Source organism: Pararhizobium polonicum, from assembly GCF_001687365.1.
In the GTDB taxonomy this organism is placed as follows: Bacteria; Pseudomonadota; Alphaproteobacteria; order Rhizobiales; family Rhizobiaceae; genus Pararhizobium; species Pararhizobium polonicum.
In genome coordinates, this window is sequence record NZ_LGLV01000006.1 from 178,195 (window position 1) to 199,385 (window position 21,191).

At 59.2% G+C, this 21,191-nt stretch carries 19 protein-coding genes and 1 pseudogene; 9 read left to right on the top strand and 11 right to left on the bottom strand.

Translation table 11 applies throughout. The features are described from left to right. Positions 1-24: 24 nt before the first annotated feature. The 8 genes from ADU59_RS09700 to ADU59_RS09735 form a co-directional block, all read right to left on the bottom strand. Positions 25-2,409, bottom strand: a complete 2,385-nt coding sequence (locus tag ADU59_RS09700) for an aldehyde dehydrogenase family protein (RefSeq protein ID WP_068953895.1) — start codon at positions 2,407-2,409, stop codon at positions 25-27. Positions 2,410-2,414: 5 nt separating this feature from the next. Continuing rightward, a complete protein-coding gene (gene deoC, locus ADU59_RS09705; protein WP_244506401.1) occupies positions 2,415-3,344 on the bottom strand; it encodes a deoxyribose-phosphate aldolase in 930 nt (309 codons plus the stop codon). 278 nt (positions 3,345-3,622) lie between these two features. Beyond that, positions 3,623-4,348, bottom strand: coding sequence for a DeoR family transcriptional regulator (locus ADU59_RS09710; RefSeq protein ID WP_068953896.1), 726 nt, complete (start codon positions 4,346-4,348; stop codon positions 3,623-3,625). A 296-nt stretch (positions 4,349-4,644) separates the two neighbouring features. Next, positions 4,645-5,538, bottom strand: coding sequence for an SIS domain-containing protein (locus tag ADU59_RS09715; protein ID WP_068953897.1), 894 nt, complete (start codon positions 5,536-5,538; stop codon positions 4,645-4,647). Positions 5,539-5,560: 22 nt separating this feature from the next. Further along, positions 5,561-6,367, bottom strand: coding sequence for an MBL fold metallo-hydrolase (locus ADU59_RS09720; protein ID WP_244506387.1), 807 nt, complete (start codon positions 6,365-6,367; stop codon positions 5,561-5,563). A gap of 57 nt (positions 6,368-6,424) precedes the next feature. Next, positions 6,425-7,375 (bottom strand): phosphoglycerate dehydrogenase, encoded by a 951-nt coding sequence (locus tag ADU59_RS09725; RefSeq protein ID WP_068953899.1) that lies wholly within the window; start codon positions 7,373-7,375, stop codon positions 6,425-6,427. Between the two features lie 3 nt (positions 7,376-7,378). Further along, the gene (locus ADU59_RS09730) at positions 7,379-8,332 is read right to left on the bottom strand and encodes a shikimate dehydrogenase family protein (protein WP_068953900.1); all 954 of its coding nucleotides are present in this window, start codon (positions 8,330-8,332) and stop codon (positions 7,379-7,381) included. A 22-nt stretch (positions 8,333-8,354) separates the two neighbouring features. Continuing rightward, positions 8,355-8,981: a glucose-6-phosphate isomerase gene (locus ADU59_RS09735; RefSeq protein ID WP_068953901.1), complete on the bottom strand. Its 627-nt coding sequence runs from the start codon at positions 8,979-8,981 to the stop codon at positions 8,355-8,357. Between the two features lie 259 nt (positions 8,982-9,240). Between ADU59_RS09735 and ADU59_RS09740 the strand changes: the two genes are divergently transcribed. From ADU59_RS09740 to ADU59_RS09770, 7 genes are all read left to right on the top strand, one after another. Further along, entirely contained in the window at positions 9,241-10,209 is a 969-nt protein-coding gene (locus ADU59_RS09740) for a sugar ABC transporter substrate-binding protein (RefSeq protein WP_068953902.1), read from the top strand. A 144-nt stretch (positions 10,210-10,353) separates the two neighbouring features. Beyond that, the gene (locus tag ADU59_RS09745; RefSeq protein ID WP_068953903.1) at positions 10,354-11,862 is read left to right on the top strand and encodes a sugar ABC transporter ATP-binding protein; all 1,509 of its coding nucleotides are present in this window, start codon (positions 10,354-10,356) and stop codon (positions 11,860-11,862) included. Further along, positions 11,862-12,857, top strand: coding sequence for an ABC transporter permease (locus ADU59_RS09750; protein WP_068953904.1), 996 nt, complete (start codon positions 11,862-11,864; stop codon positions 12,855-12,857). Before ADU59_RS09745 ends, ADU59_RS09750 begins: the two co-directional genes overlap by 1 nt. Before the next feature lie 17 nt (positions 12,858-12,874). Next, on the top strand, positions 12,875-14,395 hold the full coding sequence (locus ADU59_RS09755) for a xylulokinase (protein ID WP_068953905.1): 1,521 nt from the start codon (positions 12,875-12,877) through the stop codon (positions 14,393-14,395). 7 nt (positions 14,396-14,402) lie between these two features. After that, positions 14,403-15,176, top strand: coding sequence for an SDR family NAD(P)-dependent oxidoreductase (locus ADU59_RS09760; protein WP_068953906.1), 774 nt, complete (start codon positions 14,403-14,405; stop codon positions 15,174-15,176). 43 nt (positions 15,177-15,219) lie between these two features. After that, the gene (locus ADU59_RS09765; protein WP_068953907.1) at positions 15,220-15,978 is read left to right on the top strand and encodes an SDR family NAD(P)-dependent oxidoreductase; all 759 of its coding nucleotides are present in this window, start codon (positions 15,220-15,222) and stop codon (positions 15,976-15,978) included. A 31-nt stretch (positions 15,979-16,009) separates the two neighbouring features. Then, positions 16,010-17,131 carry a glycerol dehydrogenase gene (locus ADU59_RS09770; RefSeq protein ID WP_244506388.1) on the top strand — a complete coding sequence of 374 codons (1,122 nt, stop codon included), beginning with the start codon at positions 16,010-16,012 and terminating at the stop codon, positions 17,129-17,131. A gap of 294 nt (positions 17,132-17,425) precedes the next feature. Here ADU59_RS09770 and ADU59_RS31140 read toward each other — a convergent pair. Then, positions 17,426-17,554: pseudogene (locus tag ADU59_RS31140) on the bottom strand (IS110 family transposase); the annotation flags it as partial. Positions 17,555-17,593: 39 nt separating this feature from the next. Continuing rightward, positions 17,594-17,788 carry a tautomerase family protein gene (locus ADU59_RS09775; RefSeq protein ID WP_068953908.1) on the bottom strand — a complete coding sequence of 65 codons (195 nt, stop codon included), beginning with the start codon at positions 17,786-17,788 and terminating at the stop codon, positions 17,594-17,596. 467 nt (positions 17,789-18,255) lie between these two features. Here ADU59_RS09775 and ADU59_RS09780 point away from each other — a divergent pair, with 467 nt between their 5' ends. After that, positions 18,256-19,143 (top strand): LysR family transcriptional regulator, encoded by an 888-nt coding sequence (locus ADU59_RS09780; protein ID WP_068953909.1) that lies wholly within the window; start codon positions 18,256-18,258, stop codon positions 19,141-19,143. A gap of 107 nt (positions 19,144-19,250) precedes the next feature. Continuing rightward, entirely contained in the window at positions 19,251-19,904 is a 654-nt protein-coding gene (locus tag ADU59_RS09785; RefSeq protein WP_068953910.1) for a GntR family transcriptional regulator, read from the top strand. 48 nt (positions 19,905-19,952) lie between these two features. Here ADU59_RS09785 and ADU59_RS09790 read toward each other — a convergent pair whose 3' ends face one another. Next, entirely contained in the window at positions 19,953-21,116 is a 1,164-nt protein-coding gene (locus ADU59_RS09790; RefSeq protein WP_068953911.1) for an NAD(P)/FAD-dependent oxidoreductase, read from the bottom strand. Positions 21,117-21,191: the final 75 nt, after the last annotated feature.

Genomic DNA, 21,191 nt, shown 5'->3' on the forward strand with positions numbered 1-21,191 from the left:
GCCGGCAGGACGAAAGTAGGATCCCTATTCCCCGTAGGGGATCCAGATATTCTTCACGTCCACGGCACGGCGCAGATAGTTGGCGCCTTCGGCCGCCGCACTGTCGAACCAGTCGGTCGCCTTGCCATTGTCGACGAACGTCCGTTTGAGATTGCCCACAGACAGTTTTTCGACGGTTGCCGAAAGCTCAGGAGAGCCGAACGCCCACAAGGCATCGACGTCGTTATGGGCGGCCATCGTTTTGGCCAGTTCGTCCGGCGAGCCCGTGATGATATTGACGACGCCGGCAGGCACGTCCGAAGTTTCGAGAATTGAGTAGAAATCGGTGGCTGACAGCGGATAGGTCTCGCTTGGAACGGCGACGACGCGGTTTCCGGTGGCGATCAGTGGCGCTACCAGGCTGATGAAGGCGAGGAGCGGAGCTTCCGGCGGGCAGATAACGCCGACGACACCGATCGCTTCGGGCATGGCCAGCGCCACACCCCTCAGCGGCGGCATGTGCACGACGCCCTCGTATTTGTCGGCCCAGGCGGCGTAGGTGAAGAGGCGCGAAATCGAAGCCTCCACTTCCGCTTTGCCCGCCGCGGCGGACGCGCCGGTCATGGTTGAAATGCGGGCGGCAAATTCATCCGCGCGGCCGCTGAGATTTTCAGCGATATAGTAGAGGATCTGCGCGCGATTATGGGCTGTCGCATTCGTCCAGCCGGCTGCGGCCTGCGCCGCAACAACCGCGTTGCGGATGTCCTTGCGATTGCCTTCGCCAACTTCGCCGATAGCCTTGCCCTTCGGCGAAACGATCACGCGGGAATAGTTGCCGTCCGGACGCGCCTGCTTGCCACCAATGAAAAGCTTTGTCGTTCGATCGATCGACGAAAGGCTGAAATCGCCGGCTGTGGTCTTCAAGTGCGGCAGCGACGGCATCGTCCGGGCCTTTCGGGCGGCCCACGCTTTTGGCTTCAGATATTCATAGCAACCTTCGCGGCCACCCTCGCGACCGAAGCCGGATTCGCGTTTTCCCCCGAAGCCGACCGCTGCATCGAACAGGTTGGTGGCATTGACCCAGACCACACCGGCTGCAAGCTTGGCCGCGACATTCAGCGCCAGCCCGATCGTCTCGCTCCAGATGCTCGCCGCCAGTCCGTATCGCGAATGGTTGGCAAGCTGGATCGCCTCTTCCGGCGTCCGGAAGGTCATCGACACAGCAACCGGTCCGAAAATCTCCTCGGTTGCAACGGTCGATGTCGGCTGCACACCGCTCAGCAGCGTCGGCGGATAGAAACTGCCGCCCTTCGGCGCGTCGATCTTCGCCTGATGCAGGATAGCTCCCTGCGCGACGCCCTGCTTGACCAGGGATTCGATGCGCGCCAGTTGCACCGGTGCTACGATCGCCCCCATGTCGATGCATTTGTCGAGCGGTTGACCGACGCGCAAGGTCTGCATGCGGCGGATCAGTCGCTGATGGAAGAGATCGGAAATGCCTTCCTGAACCAGAAGGCGCGATCCGGCGCAGCAGACCTGCCCCTGATTGAACCAGATCGCATCGACCACGCCTTCGACCGCGCCATCGATATCTGCGTCGTCAAAGACGATGAACGGCGATTTGCCGCCCAGTTCCAGCGTCAGAGACTTGCCGCGGCCGGCCGTGCGCTCGCGAATGATGCGGCCGACATCCGTCGAGCCGGTAAAGGCGATCTTGTCGATATCCGGATGGTCGACCAGCAGGGCGCCGGTGTTGCCTTCGCCGGTGACGACGTTGAAGACGCCGGGCGGCAGGCCTGCGGCGGCGGCAAGTTCGGCAAAGAGCAGCGCCGTCAGCGACGTAAATTCAGCGGGCTTGAGAACGACGGTATTCCCGAGTGCCAGCGCCGGCGCGATCTTCCAGGCCAGCATGAGGAAGGGGAAGTTCCAGGGAATGATTTGTCCGACGACACCCACCGGCACCTGATCGCCAAATTCGGTCTCCTGGAGCTGCGCCCAGCCGGCATGATGATAAAAGTGGCGGGCAGCCAGAGGAACGTCCAAATCCCGCGTCTCGCGGATCGGCTTGCCGTTGTCGATCGCCTCGACCACCGCAATCAGGCGGGCATGGCGCTGGATCATCCGGGCCAAAGCATAAAGATGTCGCGCGCGGGAATGGCCGGACAGTTGCGCCCATTGCACCTGCGCCTTGCGCGCGGCGGCTACGGCGCTGTCGATATCGGCCTTGTCACCGGTCGCGAGCCTAGCGAGCACCTTGCCGGTGGCGGGCTCGAACGTATCGAAGCTTTTGCCGGAAGCCGGTGGCGTAAACGCGCCATTGATAAAGTGGCCGAAGCCTGACGCATGGCGTGCTAGCCAGGTGCGGGCTTCAGTGTCGGATTCGGGAGCGGGGCCGTAGGACATTTCGTCAAAATACTCTGCGACAGTCATCGGGCTCATCCAATCGGGTGTCTGTTGAGGGCCGAATAGGCACCGGTGACATGGTGTTCCAGCTGGCGCTCGATATCGGCCAGCAGGCTCGATGCGCCGATGCGGAACAGGTCCGGCTCCAGCCATTCGCGGCCCAGTTCCTCTTTCATCAGAAATTGATAATTCAGCACGTCCTTGGCCGCAGAAATACCGCCCGCCGGTTTGTAGCCGATCCTGATGCCGGTGCGCTCCTCATAGGCGCGGATCGCCCGCAGCATCGTCAGCGTCACGGCGAGCGTTGCGTTCACGCCTTCCTTGCCCGTGGATGTCTTGATGAAGTCGGCGCCGGCCATCATGCAGACCAGCGAGGCCTTGGCGACGTTGCGCAACGTCTTGAGATCACCGGTTGCCAGGATAGCTTTTACATGCGCGTCACCGCAGGCCGTGCGGTATTCCTTCATTTCCTCGTACAGCGCCGTCCAGTTGCCGGTCAGCACATGTTCGCGGGTGATGACGATATCGATTTCTCTGGCGCCATCGGCAACCGAGGCCTCGATTTCCTTGACTTTCAGATGGTGCGGACTGAGACCAGCGGGAAAGCCGGTCGAGACCGCGGCCACGGGAATGCCCGAATTGCCGAGCGCCTCGACGGCGGTTGCGACGAACCGGTGATAGACGCAGATGGCACCGGTGGTAATGATGCGATCGCCCATGCCGAGCGCATCGAGAATTTCGGGGCGAACCGGGCTGATCGCCTTGGCGCACAGACGCTTGACGCGCTCCGTCGTGTCGTCGCCGTTGAGCGTCGTCAGGTCGATGCAGGTGACGGCCTTCAGAAGCCAGGCGGCCTGCGCATCTTTCTTTACTGTACGCCGGCCGGGAAGGGACGCGACCCGGCGCTCGGTGGCCGACAGATTGACTCGGGAATCGAGTACCCACGACAAGTCGAGCGCCATGCCGGGGTTGCGCACTTGGTTATGAACTCCGGCGGACAACGGTGCAGAGGAGCGGCTACTGCGCGCGCGTGGCACATCGTTAGCGGCAACGGCTTCCAATTGATTTCCTCCCGGTCCGATCGCAAGCCGCATGTCTCGATCTGCACAAGCTGCGCTTGAGGACACGGCGTCGTTGCATCTTACTTCATGTTATTTAATTTTCATTTTTTGTGACAATTCCATCATTTCTGAATGTCGTCAAGTTTCATTCCGGGATGTGCAGGAAAAATTCGATATGTTCAGCTGAAATCGGTCTCGCCGTTTTCTGTGATAACGGTATCGAATGCCGTCATGGCGCTGAAAAAGGCGGGCTTCAGTTTGCCGATCTTGCTGCTATCGACGAGAAGAATGTTCCGCTGTGCCCGCGACATCGCCTTCTTCTTGATTTCGGCTTCGTGAAAGTGCGCACAGGTTGCACCACGCCCGCGATCAACGCCTGCAGCGGAGATGAAGGCTACGTTTATGACGATCGAATCCAGTGTTTCGAGCCCCGGCGCTCCTGAAAAGCTGGCAGAGGCAGGGTGGTAGAGACCGCCCAGCATGACGATGCGGACATTGGGTTTGCGTGTCAGGCGGTCGGCGATATTCAGGGCGTAGCAGATCGCGGTAATCGAAAGATCATCCGGCAGCAGATCGACCAGGTAGGGCAGCGTGGTGCCGCAATCGAAAAAAACCGTATCCTCATCATTAATAAATTCAATGGCTTGTGCGCATACTTGCCGTTTTGCTGCCGCATGGCTGTCGGCAGCTTTCGAAAGCTCGTAAGGATTGTCGTTTTCCAGATCAGCGGAAGGTACGATGTGGCCGCCCAGGAACGAGAACTGGTCGGGATTGGCACCGACGTCGCGCCGCACCGTCATCTCCGACACGCCCAGGATTTCGGCCGCGCTCTTGATATGCAGAATGCGGTGTTGCGAAAGGGCCTCGGATAACACCGCTATGCGCTGCCCCTTACGACTCTTCATGTGGCATGGTCCTTACCGGTTCTTCACGACGGAGGGCTCTGCTGACAATCTGACAAGATGGTGCGCCTTCACATCTCCGTCATCTCTTGAAAACAGCCGTATTTACCCCAGACTGCGTCGTATGGATCAACTACGCGTGCACCAGCTTTAATCAAAGGGTTTAACTTTTGAAACTGTAAATTGTGATTCTCGTATCTTTTTTTGGTAGAAAATTCACAAACCATTGATGTCGCTGCGGTCCGCCTTGTTTACGGCCGGGCGAATATTATTCTCTCTGTTCCTGTCAGGTGAGGCACTTAAACCGGCTTTTTCGGGCCGTAGATGCGCTGATTGCGCAGCAACTGTTTCATATTTTCAAAGCGATGTCCGTGCTCGGCATCGCGCCGCAAGCCAACCGCCGAACAGAGAATATCGACGACGACGAGGGCGGCGATACGGGAAATCGTCGGCGTGTAGATATCGGTGTTGTCGAGTGTCTCGACCAGGATGGCGACATCGCAATGGTCGAGCAGCGGCGCGCTTGCACCCGAAACGCCAATCACCTTGGCGCCGCCATTGCGGGCGACTTCCGCCACCTCGATCATCGCGATCGTGTGGCCTGTATTGGAGAAGATCACAGCGACATCGCCGGCCTGCATCATGGAGGCGGTCATCAGTTGCTGGTGGGTATCGGACTGGGCGCCGCAGGGCACGCCGAACAGCGGAAACTTCTGTTGCGCGTCGAGCGCCACGATACCGGAGGCACCCAGCCCGAAAAATTCGATACTGCGCGCTTCGCTGAGAAGCGCGATCGCCCGCCCGAGCGCCTCGGTGTCGAGATGGCTGCGCGCCCAGTCGAGGCTTGTCATGGTATAGCCGAAAATCTTCTCGACGAGTTCGGCCGTCGTGTCTTCTTTGGTGAGAACGGAGTGGGTGGCCGTGGTGCCAAGCGCCAGACTGCGCGCCAGCCGGAGCTTGAATTCCTGAAAGCCCGTGCACCCTATCGCGACGCAGAAGCGGATTACCGTGGGCTCACTGACCTCTGAAAGGGCGGCCGCTTCTGCCAGTGCCGCATTGAGGATTCTATCCGGATCCTCCAGAACGCGGTTGGCGACCTTGCGTTCGGATTTGCGCAGGTTTGGCAGGGCCTGCCGCACGATTTCGAGAATGTTCTGACCGGGAGCCCGGGCCATGATGTCTTCATATGCCATCGTCGATTCCTGCCATTCAGGCCTATGAACCGTCAAGGCGAAATTCCGTATTGTAGCATGCGCGGATCAGGTCGATCGGCGCGGCCGGTCTTGCGTTCTCGATCGCTTCCGCGGCAATCGTGTTGAATGCGAACATGCCGTAATGGTGGGCTATCATGTTTGGAATGCTGCAGCGCCGGCAAAGGGCAGTCGCCTCCGCCAGTGTCAGGTTGCCCGCAAAGCCTGCTGCCTTCAGCGCCGCCGAACGGCCATTGACCGGCAGCAAAGCCAGATGCGGGCCAAAGGCCAGGATCTCGTCATCCTGCCCTTCGAACGGAATCGTATCGCCCGAATGAAAGAGGCGAAGTGCGCCGAAATCCAGCCCGTAGCCGAGGAAACGATGATAGCCGTTCTCGTCGCGTTCGAGCGTTTCGTGGGCCGCGCGCATGACCTGCAGCCCGAATCCAGCCAGTGGCATCCGGTCGCCGGCATCGACCTCGATCAGGCGATTGCTGCCCGTGCCGATCCGCTGCGCGGCCAGTTCGCGGGAAGCTGCTGGAACGACGAACCTCAGTTCCGGCAAGCGCGCCGCTAGACGATGCAGCGTTTCTCCATCCATATGGTCGGTATGATGATGTGTGCAGAGCACAAGATCCACGGGGCCAAGTTCTTCGGCGTCAAGTGGGGGCTGCATCATTCGAGAATGGGAATAGGCCGTGTTGCGGTATTTGACGGCGAGCGAATCCGAGAGGTACGGATCGATGACGATGCGCTTTCCGTTTGCGTCGATAATGAACCCCGCTTGTCCCAGCCAATAGAACGACAGGCCGGGACCGGCGCTCCTTGCCAATTTCCGACCCAGGGGCTCATCGAATGGGATTTGTGTCAGCGTTACCATGGTGTCGTCTCAGGCTGATTGTGCGCTATGGCGAATGCCAAGCGATTCCAGAAGGTTGAAGACGGCCATTTCGGTGGCGCGATTGACGCTCTCTTCGGTATAGCCGCCTATATGGGAGCTGGCGATGACGTCAGGCCTTGAGGCGAGGCCGGGATGGGCTGGCGGTTCGGGATCGAACACATCGACGCAATAGGTCTGCAGACGTTTTTCGTTGAGTGCTGTCGTCAAGGCACACTCGTCCACCAGAGAGGCACGCGCGGTGTTGATGAGGATAAGTCCGGGTTTGACGATTTGCAGGACTTCTGTGTCGATCAATGGCTTGCCGTTGCGGTTTGGAGGGCAGTGCAGGGTCAGGATATCCGCCTCGCGAAAAATCTCCTCATGCGAGGCCCAGCGAAAGCGCCTCGGGTCGATGCCGAGTTCCGGGCAAGCCGGGTCGAAGGCCAGTACATGGGCACCCATGGCCGAGGCGAGGCGTGCGACCGTGCCACCGACCGCCCCCGTGCCTATGACGCCGACCGTGCGCCCGAAGAATTCGATGCCGCGACGACGCGGCCAGGTACCGGCCTTCAGCCCCTGGTCGGTATAGGGAAGGTGGCGCAAAGCCGAGAAGATCATGGCAATCGCCAGTTCCGCCACGCTGCGGGCATTGGCGCCATCGGCTGTGCGCACTGCTATTCCGCGCGATTTTAATGCGCCCAGCGGCAGATTGTCGAGGCCGGTTCCATTGCGGCTGACGACGCGCAGTTTGGCAGCCGCGGCGATTACGCCGGGCGAGACCGGCTCCACACCGGCCAGCCAACCGACAACATCGGGTACCAATCGAAGCAATTCGTTTTCGTCGGGCAATTTTCCCGGTCGTGCCTGGACGATCTCGAAACCATATTCTATCAGCGCCTCGACGGCTGGGTGCGGTGCTTCGGTCAGCGAGCGTGGCGTGACCAGGATTTTCTGTCTCATGGCTCAGCCTTTCGTGACACTCAGAGCGATTCTGGAGATTTCGTCGAATTCGGGGCCGCTGGAGGGGATATCGATGTCGAAGACCTCCGATATCACCTGGGTCCAGCCATGAATGAAATAGATCCAGCCGTCCTCTATTTGCAGCCGGGCCGTTCTCTCTTGTTTCCGGGCCTGATCGAGAAAGACCAGGTCGCCGCGATAGTTGAGATCCCAGACGATGGCGTTTTCCGGGAAACGGACCGCATCGGAGAGCGGTGAACCGGGCGCGTCCTTGCCAAGGCCGGTTGCGTTGATGACCACCGAGCCCGGTTTGAGCGACGCAACGATGGCGTCATTGTCCGCCGGATGTGGTGCCAGGACATAATCGACGGGCAAGGTGGTGCCCATAGTGTCATGGATACGCCTGATCTCGTCGATGCGGTGCTGGCTACGGTTGGAAACAACGATGCGCGACGGCCGGTCGCCGTTACGGCGGGCATGCATCATATGCCAGGTGAGCGCGATGGTGGATCCACCCGCGCCGATCGAAAACAGTTCGGCGCCTGTGCGTTCGAAATATCCGTCTGGCAGAAAGGCGTCGAGTGCCAGTCCCGAAGAGATCGGATCCTTGGCGTGGCAAACGAGCTTGCCGCTTTTCTTGGAGATGCAACTCGTCTCATCCATCAACCGTGCATGCGGATCGATCGTGTCGAACATATCCTTGCAGGCGTTGAAAAGATCGATTTTATGCGTGGTCACCAACGCTCCCAGCGACATGGGGTCGTCGCGGATAAACGCGACGGCCTCCCGGTAGGCGTCGGCATTTGCGTGAAGGGGAAAATCGATGCCCTTTATCGCAGCATCCGTCAGCCCGAGAGAGGCGGCCCATGCGGGAAACACTTTCATGATCGAGCTTTTGCCGGTCGTCACGCCAATGAAATAGAGCGTCGGTCGGTTCGCTGGAGTGTAATCCGTCATTTTGCATCTCCTCCCGGCGGCTTCACTCAACCTTTGCCATGATGCTGTCGACCAGCGCTTGCGGTCTGATCCGGTAGCCTTTGTTTTCGACCGTTTTCCAGCCGCCCTTGCCGTCGTCAACGATGCGGCTGCGCATGCCGCCGGCCTTGGCGATGATGTCGTAATCCTGGCCTGAATCGGCGGGATAGGAGAAGGTCATCACCAGCGGTTGGCGGCCGACATTGACCGAGCGGTGGATCCAAAAGGGCGGCACGTAGCACATCGTCCTTGGCTTGATCTCGATCGTGCGGATCTGGCCGTCAGGGGACTCCAGCAGCATGACGCCAAGCCCGCTTTCGCCATAGTACATTTCCGGGCGATTGGGGCGCGCATGGATATGGCCGCGCGTCATGTAGTACTCGTTGCCGATCTTGCCGGGCTCCATGCGCGTGACCCCGATGATGATGTCGCCGAGGTTGCTGGAGGGCTTGTAGTCGGTGACTTCATAGGCGACCTCATCGCCGCTGCGATCGACAAGCGATGAAAATGCGGCCGAATCTTCGTACAGGCCGTCCAGATCGCGGAATGTTTTCACATATCGGCTGGTGGCTCCCTTCAGCTGACCGGATGAGATGTCGACATATGCGACGCCCGGCTCGAACAAAGGCATATTGTTTGTACTCCCTAAACATTATTTGGTAGTAATACTACATAAAATAGAAATGGATGCAAGTCGGAGATCCGAAAATCTGGCGAAGAAAAGCCATTGCAGTGCAAACCTGCGCTATCGCGCCGCAATATGCGCCGATAATGCGCGTTGAGATCAAATTTTGGGTTGAAATAATCCTTGACGGATTTCCGAAATGTATTTTAACTACATAAAGGAGGCCGAATAGCTTCCGTTGTCATGGAAATCGGAGGAGAAAACCATGAAGATCACACTTTCCGGGTGCGTGCTGGCTGTCGCGATGAATGTCGCGGCGTTCGGTGCGGCAAATGCCGCCGACTGCAAGGTCGGCATCGCCATGTATACGCTTGGAGCACCCTATTTTGCCGCACAGGTTGCTGCTGCTGAGGACCAGGCCAAGAAAGCCGGTTGCGAGGTCACCAGTGCCGACGGCCAGAACGATATGGCAAAGCAGATCGCCGATGTGGAGGACATGGTTGCCAAGGGCGTCAATCTGCTGATCCTCAATCCGCGCGATCCGGAAGGTCTGGTTGCCGCAGCCGACGCTGCAACCGCCGCGGGCGTCAAGGTGGTCGTGATGGATTCCTCAATCAGCACGAAGGCGAACGTCATCAGCCAGGTTCGTTCGTCCAACGACCAGAACGGCTATCTCGTTGGCCAATGGCTTGCCAACAGCATGAAAGGCAAGCCGATGAAGATTATTCTGCTCTCGGGTGACAAGGGTAACGAGGTGGGCCGCGACCGGCGTCTCGGCGTGTTCAAGGGGCTGGTCGAAGGGCAGCTCGTGAATGATGGCAAGGTCAGTTTCGAAGTCGTCGGACAGGGCTGGGGTGGCTGGTCGAATGAGGGCGGCCTTGCTGCCATGGAGGACTTGTTGACCGCCCATCCGGATGCCAACGTCGTGCTTGGCGAGAATGACTCGATGGTTCTTGGCGCCATGAAGGCTCTCGAAGCACAGGGGAAGACCGACGTGCTGGCGCTCGCTGCAGCCGACGGCCAGAAGGAAGCGCTTGCGCTGATCAAAGATGGCAAATACGGCGCGACCGGTCTCAATGATCCCGATCTCGTGGCGCGCACGGCCGTCGATATCGGCCTCAAGGCTGTCAAGGGTGAACTGGGTGCGGACTTTCCGAAGCTCGACCTGACGACGCCCGCGGTCATCACCAAGGAGAACGTCGACAAGTTCTACCGCGCCGACGCTGTCTTTTGAGTCTTTTCCGCGCGTTACGACACGAATGCATGTCGCCTGAAAACGCATAAGGCGGCTTGCATCAAGACCAAGGACTGAAGGCGCATCGCATAAATCCGTTGAAACGCGCTGCGCCTCAAGTCGCCATGTGTCCGGAGAGCCACGTTGACCGAACTCGTCAAACTCAAGTCGATCTCCAAATCATTTGGAGGCATCCACGCGTTGAGATCGGTAGATTTCGATGTCCGGTCCGGCGAGGTTCATGCGCTTCTCGGCGAGAACGGTGCAGGAAAATCCACCTTGATGCGTGTTCTGGGCGGTGAAATGAACCCCAGTCAAGGTGAAGTCGTCATCGCCGGCAGGCCTGTGGTCTATCGCGATCCGCGCGCCGCGCGCGCGCTTGGCATTGTCGTCATCCACCAGGAACTGGCGCTGGCGCCGGACCTGACAGTGGCGGAGAACATTTTTCTCGGTGAATTGCCGGGTGTCATTTCTCATTCCAGTCTGCGTAAGCGTGCCAAGGACCTGATCGACCGGTTGGGTTTCACGATCGATCCCGGCCGGACAGTGGGGGCCTTGGCCGTCGCGCATCAGCAGGTGGTCGAAATCGCCAAGGCCCTGTCGCAAGAGATCAAGATCATCGTTTTTGACGAGCCTACCGCCGTGCTTGGCGCGCAGGATGCGATGAAGTTGCATCAGATCATCCGCGGCCTGCGCGATCGCGGCGTCGGTGTCGTCTACATTTCCCACCGCCTCGACGAGGTTTTTGACATCGCCGATCGGATGACGGTCCTGAAGGATGGCCAGAAGGTTGGAACCGTTGCGACTGGCGACGTAAAGGTCGACGATATTATCCGCATGATGGTCGGCCGGCCGATTGCCACGATGTTTCCCGAGAGAGCGAAACGCATCATCGGTGCGGAACTGCTGAAGGTGGAAAATCTCAATGCTGGGCGGATGGTGCGGGACGTCAGTTTTTCCGTGCGCGCAGGCGAGATCGTCGGTCTGGGCGGTCTCATCGGCTCGGGCCGGACAGAGGTTGCGCGCGTGATCTTCGGTGCCGATCCTTTGGAGAGCGGCACGATCACGCTCAAAGGCAAGGTTTTGAAGCCGCGGTCCCCCAGCGATGCCGTGAAAGCCGGAATCGGGCTGGTGCCGGAAGATCGCAAGCATCAGGGCGTTATTCTCGACAAGCCGATCCGCGTCAATGCCACGATGGCCAGGATGTCCTCGGTGGTCAACGCGTTCGGCTTCCTCAAACAGGGTAAAGAGCGGACTGATGTCGCCACGCTGGGCAAGAGTCTGCGCCTGAAGGCCTCCAGCGTCGATGCGACTGTATCGAGCCTGTCGGGCGGCAACCAGCAGAAGGTGGTTCTCGCCAAATGGTTTCACGCCGATGGCGACGTGATCATTCTCGACGAGCCGACACGTGGCGTCGACGTCGGTGCCAAGACTGAAATCTATGCGCTGGTCAACAAACTCGCCGAGGATGGCAAGGCCGTGCTGGTGATCTCGTCGGAGCACCAGGAATTGTTCGGTCTTTGCGACCGGGTCATCGCCATGGGGCAGGGCCGGATCCGTGGCGAGCTGGTGCCGCAAGACTACAATGAAGAAAACCTGCTTGGCCTGTCGATGACGGGCGGAACCATAACCGCAAATCAGGGTAGCCGCTGATGACCATCACAACAGATTCAGTTCCGAAACCGGAAGATAAGCGATCCGTCGATATCCGCGTTGTCGTCCAGCGTTTCGGCACCCTGGCGATTTTTCTGGTGCTCGTCATCGTTGCCACGCTGTGGTCCGACAGTTTCATGAGCCGCGGCAATATCCTCAACGTGCTGCGCCAGGTCGCTTCGGGCGCCGGCATCATGGCGGTGGGCATGCTGTTCGTGATCCTGACGCGTGGCATCGATCTTTCGGTCGGCTCGATCATGGCACTGGGCTCTGTACTGACAGGCTATTTTTGTACGATCTCCGGTTTCGGCACGCTTCCAACCATTTTGCTTGTGTTGTTGTCTGGAGCGGTTTGCGGACTGGTGACGGGCGGCTTCATCGCCTATCTCAGGTTGCCGTCTTTCGTGATGTCGCTGGCTATGATGGCGATTGCGCGCGGACTGTCGCTGATCATTTCCGAGGGGCGACCGATCCCGCTGGGCGAGGCGGGGGACGCTTTCAGCCGGTTTGGCTCGGGCTTCCTGTTTGGAATTCCGCAACCGGTGCTCCTGATGTTCGCGGTGTTCATTGTCGGCGGCGTGGTGCTGAATTTCACCCGGTTCGGGCGCCTGGTCACGGCAATCGGCTCAAACGAAGAGGCGGTCCGCCTTTCCGGCATCGCCGTGCCGCGCTACATTCTGGCGGTCTACATGATTTCCGGCGTGCTTGCGGCAGTAGCGGGTATCATCTCGTCCAGCCGCACCGGCGTCGGATCGGCCCAGGTCGGCGTCGGCGCCGAACTTAATGTCATTGCGGCTGTCGTTATCGGCGGTGCAAGCCTGATGGGTGGCAAGGGTGGCGTGATCAACACGCTGCTGGGTGCGCTCGTCATGGGCATTATCGCCAATATCATGAACCTTGCCGGCGTGCCTGGCTATCATCAGCAGGTCTACATGGGCGCCATCATCGTTATTGCCATGCTCCTGCAATACAGCACCGGCTCGCTGAAGCGCTAAGAGTGAGGGAATACCCCATGACCTCCGCCCTCACTCTTGCCATCGATGTCGGAACCGGTAGCGTTCGCGCAGCCCTCGTCGACAGCAACGGCCAGATCGTCACCATCGCCGCGCGCGAACATGATCAGATCGTGCCGCGTTTCGGCTGGGCCGAGCAACGGCCGGTCGATTGGTGGGCAGGCGTCGTCGCTACGATCCGCGCGGCGCTTGCGGACGTGCCGGATGCAAGGGCACGCATTTCCGTCGTCGTCGCCTGCGGCCAGATGCATGGAACGGTTCTGGTCGATGGCGACGGAAACCTTACCCGTGATCGGGTGCCGCTCTGGAACGACAAGCGCACGATCGACCTCGTGCGCGACTTCGAACGGGCGAACGCACCGGACACCTATCTCTCGCAAAGCGGTAATCCGCCGACGCCGGCTTGGCCTGGCTTCAAGCTGGCATGGCTGCGCGACAACGATCCGCGAGCCTATGCGCGCACGGCTTTCGTGATCATGCCGAAGGACTATATCAACCTACGGCTGACCGGTGAAATTGCCATGGATGAAGGCGATGCCTCGTGCTCGTTCCTGATGAATCCGACAACGCGCTCCTGGTCGCCGGACATGGTGGAACGGCTGGGGCTTGATGCAACGAAACTGCCGCCGATCCGCAATCCGCTTGATGTTCTGGGAGCGGTCACGCAGGCCACGGCGCTTGAGACCGGCCTTCTGGCCGGCACACCTGTGCTGGTGGGCGGGGCTGATTATCCCGTCGCACTTCTCGGCTCTGGCACCTGCCGGCCCGGTCTGGTCTCCGACGTCACCGGCACGTCTTGTATTCTGACACTGATCGCGCCTGCGCCGCTTCTCGATCCCGACATTTCCAATGTTGCGACGGTCGAGGGCAATTGGGGGCCGTTTGCGCTGCTGGAAAGCGGCGGGGACGCCATGCGCTGGTCACGCCGGGCGCTGCATGAGGGCAAGGAGAGCTATGACCAACTCGTGGCACGCGCCGCGGAAGCACCGGTGGGTTCCGACGGCCTGTTTTTCCTGCCGTTCCTGACCGGAGAACGACTGGGGGCGCATCGCAATGCACGCGCCCAGTTCTTCGGCCTGGGGGCGGCCCATACCCTGTCGCATATCAACCGGGCGATTCTCGAAGGGGTGGCCTTTGCCGGTGCCCGTCATCTCCGGATCATGGAGAAGGCATCGGGGCAGACAATCGAGCGCGTCATCGCCTCGGGCGGTGGCGCCAAGACCGAGCTCTGGCTGCGCATCAAGGCAAGCATTTACGGGGTGCCGATCGTCGTGCCGGAGGAGCAGGAATGCGGCATTCTGGGCTGTGCCGTCCTGGGAGCGGTCGCCACCGACCGATTCTCGTCGCTGGAGGAAGCTGTGGCCGCCATTGTCCGCCATGCCGACGAGATCAAGCCGGATCCGGCATGGCAGGACAAATATCGTCGGATGCAGCCAATTTTCGACACGCTCTATTTCAACAGCCAGTCGCTTTATGCCGCGCTCGACGCGCTGGCGGAAACACCCTTGCGGGGAAAGTAAGCCATCCATGTATCTCGAACTTTTCAGCCTTCATGGGAAAACCGCGGTTATCACGGGCGCTGCACGCGGGATCGGTTTTGCAGCAGCCGATGCGCTGAGCGAGGCTGGCGCCAGAGTCGTCATTACTGACATGAACGGCGAGGCGGCTGCCGCGGCCGCGGCCGAACTGAGCGCCAAGGGGCGTGAGATCGACAGCGCCGTCCTTGACGTCACCGACCCGCGCGCGGTCGAGGCCGTGCATGCGGCGATGACGGCCAAGCACGGGCGCATCGATATCCTCGTCAACAACGCCGGTATCGCGATCTCCAACCGTCCGGCCGAAACTATGGACGATCCGACTTGGCTGAAGGTCATCGACGTCAATCTCAATGGCGTCTTCTGGTGCTGCCGAACCTTCGGCAAGGCCATGATCGACCAGGGTGGCGGCACTATCGTCAATGTCGGTTCGATGTCCGCCGATATCGTCAACCGACCGCAGGAACAGGCGCAATACAACGCCTCGAAGGCTGGCGTGCACCATCTGACACGCTCGTTGGCAGCCGAATGGGCCACCCGCAACATCCGCGTCAATGCGGTCGCACCGACCTATATCGAAACGGAACTCACCCGCTACGTCTACGACGATCCCGAAATGATGAAGCACTGGGTCGGCAACACGCCCATGAAGCGCATGGGGCAGCCGCCGGAGATCGCCGCCGTCATCCTGTTCCTGGCGTCAGAAGCGTCGAGCCTGATGACGGGTTCGATCGTCGCCGCCGATGGTGGCTATACGGTCTGGTAGAGCGGCCGGGTTGACGGGAGACACAATGTCAGGAGGAAGAGACATGCAAGCCATATTGGACACGTTCCGCAAGGATCTCTACGCAGGCCAGACAGTGCTGGTCTCCGGTGCTACCAGCGGCATCGGGCTAGCCATCGCTCAAGGCTTTGCCGGCATGGGCGCCACGGTCGTGGCAACCGGAACGTCGCAGGAGAAAATCGATCGAGCCCGCAACGACCCGGCGCTCTTGGCAATCCGCTTCGAGCGGCTGGATGTCAGAGACCGGTCTGCGATCGATGCGTTCGTGCCGTCGCTCGGGTCTCTCTCGGTGCTGGTCAACGCTGCCGGCATCGTCAAGCCGGACGCGGAGTTCAGCGAGGATGCCTATATGGAGGTGATCGACGTCAACATGAACAGCGCCATGCGGCTGGCCATGGCGTCGCATCCGCTGTTGAAAGCCTCGAAGGGCGCGATTATCAATACGGCCTCGATGCTGTCTTATCTGGCAGACGACCGTGTGCCTGCCTATTGCGCGTCGAAGACCGGTATCGTCGGTCTGACGCGCGCTCTGGCCCATAAGTTCGGGCCGGACGGCATCCGCGTCAATGCGATTGCGCCTGGCTATCACAAGACCGCCATGACGCAGGATATCTGGTCAGTTCCGGAATTGGCGGGCAAAATCGAACGCCGGACGGCTATGAAGCGCTGGGGCACGGTCGAAGATCTCGTGGGAACGTGCTTGTTTCTTGCGTCTCCCGCCGCCCTCTACGTCACAGGAACGACGCTGCCGGTCGATGGCGGTTATGTGAATGGCGGCTGGTAAGGCACTGGTGGGCAGCACGAGGAGAGAGCATGTGGCAGAGGATACAGGCAACAGGGGCGGCCGCTCCTACGGGGGGCCGAACAAGTATATTCAGCGCGCCGGCGAAATGGGCCGACTTGGGGAGCATATCGGCCGGCTCGGCACCAAAGCGTTTCTGCTTGCCGATCCTTTCGTGCTCGACCAGTACGGGGCGACGCTGAAGGCGACGATGGAAGCATCGGGTCTCACCTTTGACATCGAACGTTTCAACGGCGAGTGCTCGCGCGGTGAAATCGACCGTGTGACCGGTCTGGCAAAAGCCTCCGGTGCACAGATCGTGGTTGGTATCGGCGGCGGCAAGACGGCCGACACCGCCAAGATGGCGGCCATCGCCATCGGCGCCCGGATCGTCATCGTTCCGACCATCGCCTCGACCGATGCGCCGTGCAGCGCCGTTGCCGTCCGCTACACGGATGACGGTGTCTATCAGGAGGCCCATTTTCTCGGCCGCAATCCCGACATGGTGATCATAGACAGCGAGGTGATCGTGCGGGCCCCCGTACGCTTTCTCGTCTCAGGCATAGGCGATGCGCTTTCGACCTGGTTCGAGGCCCGGTCCAATCTCGATTCGAACGCCGACAATCTGGTCAAGCCGGGCATGCTGCCGCCGGTGGCGGGCATTGCCATTGCGCGCGCCTGTCATGACGTGTTGATGCGCGACGGACTGGCCGCAAAGCTTGCAGCGGAGAAGGGGGCACTGACGCGGGCCGTCGAAAACGTCATCGAGGCCAACACCTTGCTCTCCGGGCTCGGCTTTGAGAATTGTGGCGTGTCGGCGGCTCATGGCATCCACGATGGCCTGACGGTTCTCGACGAGACCCATACTTTCTTTCATGGTGAGAAGGTTGCCTTCGGGGTGCTGTGCCTGCTGATGCTGGAAGGACGGCCGCTTGCCGAAATCCGCGAGATGACCGTCTTCTGCCGCAGTTTGGGCCTGCCGACGCGGCTCGCCGATCTCAATCTCGCTTCCGTGACGAAAGCCGATCTCGAGCGTGTCGCAGAAGCGGCCCTTCTGCCCGGCGCCCCGACCTGGAAGGTGGCCGTGCCGCTTTCTGTACCGATCGTGCGCGACGCGATCATCGCCACTGACGCATTCACCAGCAGCTTTGAATAGCTGGGCATTTCATTCGAAAGACAGGAACAGGCGATGCGCGCAGCCGTCATGGATTCATCTGGCGATCATCGCCTCGAACATATTCCCAGGCTCGAACTCAAGCTGGCTATGTTGAAGGCCGCCGTTGTCGGCGTCTTTTGATGTGTGGTCGAGTGGGGCTTCTGTTCGGTCTTTATTTGCAGCACTTTCGGAAGCCGCTGGCCGGTATGGTGATCTGCGGAGCGGGTCCAAATCTGCAAAAAGAGTTCTACACCCGCAGTTAATCCCTGATTTTCCCGATCCGATTCTGTTCGATCATGCGCCCATTCGGGCTATCGCTGGGTCTCGATAATCTTCCTGCTTCGTCAGCATGGCCCAAATTATTGGAGCCATTTTGTTCGCCAGTGCGATCGTCATCAGCATACGCGGCTTCGTCGCCAGTACCGGCCCATCCCGCTGGGCCGGTATCGTTCGGTCGAAATTTCAGGTCTTGTTTGCCTGCGATAGAAGCTTGCCCGAAAAGGCCCAGTTGTCTGCCGTGACGTCGTTAAAGATGATGCTGACGGATTCCGGGGTGCAGTTGCAGAATTCGACGAGGGCGTTCGTGACAGCCTCGGCGGTCTTCTGCTTCTGCTCTTCGGTGCGGCCGGTTGAGAGATCTATTCTGATCCAGGGCATTTGTTTTCCTTTTCCAGTTGAATTGACCGATGGCCGTCACGTTGGCATTGCCAACTGCGGCAATGGTGTTGACGGAGGTTGACCGCGCGTCGAGCTTGATAGGGTGGGTTTCCTTGCAACGTCTATTATTATATCCACTTTTATAATATTGAATAATATATTTAGTCTTTATATAACTTTATTGAGCATTGCAAGCGACGGCCATGATCCCGTTTTCAGGCGTTTTCGACAGGAGAAAAGGATGTCTTCGATCTTGGCACCCACATCGAAGTCAGACTGTCGGACACAGGCAGGCCTGCGCTGAGGGATTTCAATCGAGAGACTTCCAAGATGTGCACGTCCTCAATGCGAAGATGCAGACATGTCGGTCGTGATCGTCTATCCGCCTTGCCGCGCGTTGCGAGTACCTTGGCCTATGTGGTGATGGAGGCTGTTAAAAAGACCCGATTTGGCAGCCCGGATATGTCATGAACGATGCCAGCCTCTGGAATGAAATGCCGGTTCTCGATATCGAAGCGTTGGCCAGTTTCGTCGCAATTGCAGAACAAGGAAGCTTTTCCTTGGCGTCCGCAGACCTCCAATGTGCGCCATCGAGTATTACGATGCGGATTAAAAAGCTCGAGGCGCTTTTGGGTGTTTCACTTTTCGATCGACGATCCCGCGCCGTGACGTTGAGCAAGAACGGTGAAATCCTGCTGGTTTATGCGAAATCGATTTTGTCTCTGTCCGACGAGGCCGTCGTAGCGATCACCAGATCGCCATTTTGCGGATTGGTGAGGATAGGTACAACGATCGACTTGAGTGAGACCCTCCTTCCCCCGATACTGAAAACACTATCCCGGAAATACCCGAGTATCACCATTGATGTGATGATAGCCGAATGGCGGGATTTAGTTCGGCAACAAGGCGACAGATCCGTTGATATTGCTGTTTTCAGTTGCATCGAGAACGATATGGCCTCCCAAGGTGAACTCGTTAGCGCCGAACCGCTGGTGTGGGCGGAGCGCCTGGGCGGGCGCGCACGACGGCAGCCTCGATTGCCGTTGGCTTTAGGCTGTCAGCCGTGTGAGCTCCGCGAGATTGCGCTAGCACTGCTGGGAGGCCAAGGCTGGCAGTATCGTTTGGCTTACGAGAGCGTGTCGCCCTCGCTTCAGCGGGTTGCGGTACTTTCAGACCACGCGATCGCACCACTTCCTCTATCCTTCATGACTTCTGAAATGCGTGAAATTCCGCTAGGCGTGGACCTCCCGAAATTGCCCCTGAAGGAAATTCGACTGTTGGGGGGCGGTTCAGAGGCCGCCGAAGCCGTTCAGATTATTTGCGACGCGATCCGGCAAGGATGTCTCCTCGTTTGAAGAGCGGATGGAAACCACCGCACTTTCCACCCATTGGCAGGCCGCGAAGGTTGACAGTTTATACGAAAACCTCTCATCTGATACAGATTTTTGAGGATGAGGGACTTATGGCTTTAAACGTAACCGAGGTGCGGAAGTCGGCGCCTGACCTTGTTCGCGATGGCCTTAGGGAAGCGATCCTGAGTGGGGTGTATAGCGAAGGACAGCAGCTTAGACAGGATGAATTGGCCGAGCATTTCGGGACCTCGCGTATTCCTGTCAGAGAGGCTTTGCGGCAGCTTGAGAGTGAAGGTCTGGTCGAGCTTCAGGCCAATAAAGGCGCTATCGTCAAGGGCGTATCCGCCGACGATGTGCTTGAGATGCTTGATATTCGCATCGCCCTGGAATGCCGCGCCTTGAAACTGGCCGTTCCCAATATGGCGTTCGAAGATTTCGAAATCGCCGAGCAGATTCTTGTGGAATACGAAAATGCGTCCGAGCCTGCGGCGTGGGGCGAAATGAACTGGCGGTTTCACTGGGCGCTGTATTGCCCATGCAACCGCCCAAAGCTTCTGGCCATGATCGAAGCCAATTATGGCCACGTCAATCGTTTCACGCGTCGTCAGGTATCCATGGCAACGGGAAAGACGAAGCCTCAGCAGGAGCATTTCGAGATGCTGAAACTGTGCCGGGAAGGGGATATTGACGCGGTCGTTACGGCGCTGGAAAAGCATATCGAGCAGACGCAGAAATCACTGCGCGCCATAACGCGCCGCCGCTGAATTTCATTGAGGAAGAACGGCGGCCATATCGGCCGCCGTCAGAATTGTTCAGATGATGCCGCGTTCGCGAAGTGGCGTTCCGTCGAGCAGGCGCTGCCATCCGAAACGGCTCAGGTCTATGGTCTCGAAGCGACCTTTCAGGAGCAGTTCCGCCATTGCCAGACCGCAACCTGGCGCATGCATCAGGCCGTGACCTGAGAAGCCGGCGAGCATATGGAAATTCGACAAACCGTCGGCACCGGGGCCGATGATCACATTGCCATCGAAATCGTTCTGGTCGTAGAGGCCTGGAAGCGAATTCTTGCACTTGGTCTTTTCGAATTGCGGGAAGCGATGAGCGAGAGCCGGCCAGACGATGTTTTCGAAATAATCGTGGTCGATCTCGAAGTTGTAGCCACGCGGCTCTGCCAGGGTCGGTACGCCGCCTGAGTAGCCTTTGCCTTCCGGGCGAAATGCAAGGCGTTCCGGATCCTTCAGATAGGGAAGTGGCTCGATCGGGTCTTCGGACTCGAAATAATGCTCGAAGCGGCGCAAGGGCTCGATCGGCACCTTAAAGCCCAGCATCTCGCAGATATCCTTCGCCCATGCGCCGGCGGCGTTGACGAAGTGACCGGCTGCGATGGTTTCGCCGGACTTCAAGACGACGGTGCGGACCGTTGCGCCGTCGCGCGTCAGACCAACGACTTCGTCCGCCACGAACTCGGCTCCAAGCGAGCGGGCCTTCTTGCGGAAGCCCATCAAAACACTGTGTGGGTCAAGCCAGCCGTCATCGGGCGAATGCACCGCAGCGCCAAGATCAGAAACGTTCATGGAGGGAAACTTGTGCTTCAGTTCATCCGGAGTGAGCCAGACGACATTGCAGCCCATGCTCAGTTCGATGTCGTAGTTCTGCTTCAGCATGTCGATGCTGCCTGGCGGCACGATGAACAGATAACCGTTCTTCTTGAGGCCGATATCAGCGGCGACGCCGTCCAGCGCCATCGTTTCGGCAAATGTGTCGAAGAACGGAATGCTGTAGTTGGAAAGCGCAATGTTCTCAGGCAAAGAGAACAGACGGCGGACGCCACCTGAGGCGCGCGGCGTCGAGGCGATGTTGTAGGACGGGTCCCTCTCGATCACGGTGACCGCGACGCTCGCATCCATCGATTTCAGGTAATAAGCAACAGCGGCTCCAATCGCGCCGCCTCCGATCACAACGATATCCGTCTTCAATTTTGTCTCCTTGACAGTTTATCGGGAGCGGCGGACGCAAGCGCTCTCCAATGATGACTCGACTGAGATAATTTC

Excerpts from the sequence above, each read along its gene's own strand:
- ADU59_RS09700 (WP_068953895.1), bottom strand. The coding sequence starts at position 2,409 with ATGACTGTCGCAGAGTATTTTGACGAAATGTCCTACGGCCCCGCTCCC.
- deoC (WP_244506401.1), bottom strand. The coding sequence starts at position 3,344 with ATGGCGCTCGACTTGTCGTGGGTACTCGATTCCCGAGTCAATCTGTCG.
- ADU59_RS09710 (WP_068953896.1), bottom strand. The coding sequence starts at position 4,348 with ATGAAGAGTCGTAAGGGGCAGCGCATAGCGGTGTTATCCGAGGCCCTT.
- ADU59_RS09715 (WP_068953897.1), bottom strand. The coding sequence starts at position 5,538 with ATGGCATATGAAGACATCATGGCCCGGGCTCCCGGTCAGAACATTCTC.
- ADU59_RS09725 (WP_068953899.1), bottom strand. The coding sequence starts at position 7,375 with ATGAGACAGAAAATCCTGGTCACGCCACGCTCGCTGACCGAAGCACCG.
- ADU59_RS09730 (WP_068953900.1), bottom strand. The coding sequence starts at position 8,332 with ATGACGGATTACACTCCAGCGAACCGACCGACGCTCTATTTCATTGGC.
- ADU59_RS09735 (WP_068953901.1), bottom strand. The coding sequence starts at position 8,981 with ATGCCTTTGTTCGAGCCGGGCGTCGCATATGTCGACATCTCATCCGGT.
- ADU59_RS09740 (WP_068953902.1), top strand. The coding sequence starts at position 9,241 with ATGAAGATCACACTTTCCGGGTGCGTGCTGGCTGTCGCGATGAATGTC.
- ADU59_RS09750 (WP_068953904.1), top strand. The coding sequence starts at position 11,862 with ATGACCATCACAACAGATTCAGTTCCGAAACCGGAAGATAAGCGATCC.
- ADU59_RS09755 (WP_068953905.1), top strand. The coding sequence starts at position 12,875 with ATGACCTCCGCCCTCACTCTTGCCATCGATGTCGGAACCGGTAGCGTT.
- ADU59_RS09760 (WP_068953906.1), top strand. The coding sequence starts at position 14,403 with ATGTATCTCGAACTTTTCAGCCTTCATGGGAAAACCGCGGTTATCACG.
- ADU59_RS09765 (WP_068953907.1), top strand. The coding sequence starts at position 15,220 with ATGCAAGCCATATTGGACACGTTCCGCAAGGATCTCTACGCAGGCCAG.
- ADU59_RS09775 (WP_068953908.1), bottom strand. The coding sequence starts at position 17,788 with ATGCCCTGGATCAGAATAGATCTCTCAACCGGCCGCACCGAAGAGCAG.
- ADU59_RS09780 (WP_068953909.1), top strand. The coding sequence starts at position 18,256 with ATGAACGATGCCAGCCTCTGGAATGAAATGCCGGTTCTCGATATCGAA.
- ADU59_RS09785 (WP_068953910.1), top strand. The coding sequence starts at position 19,251 with ATGGCTTTAAACGTAACCGAGGTGCGGAAGTCGGCGCCTGACCTTGTT.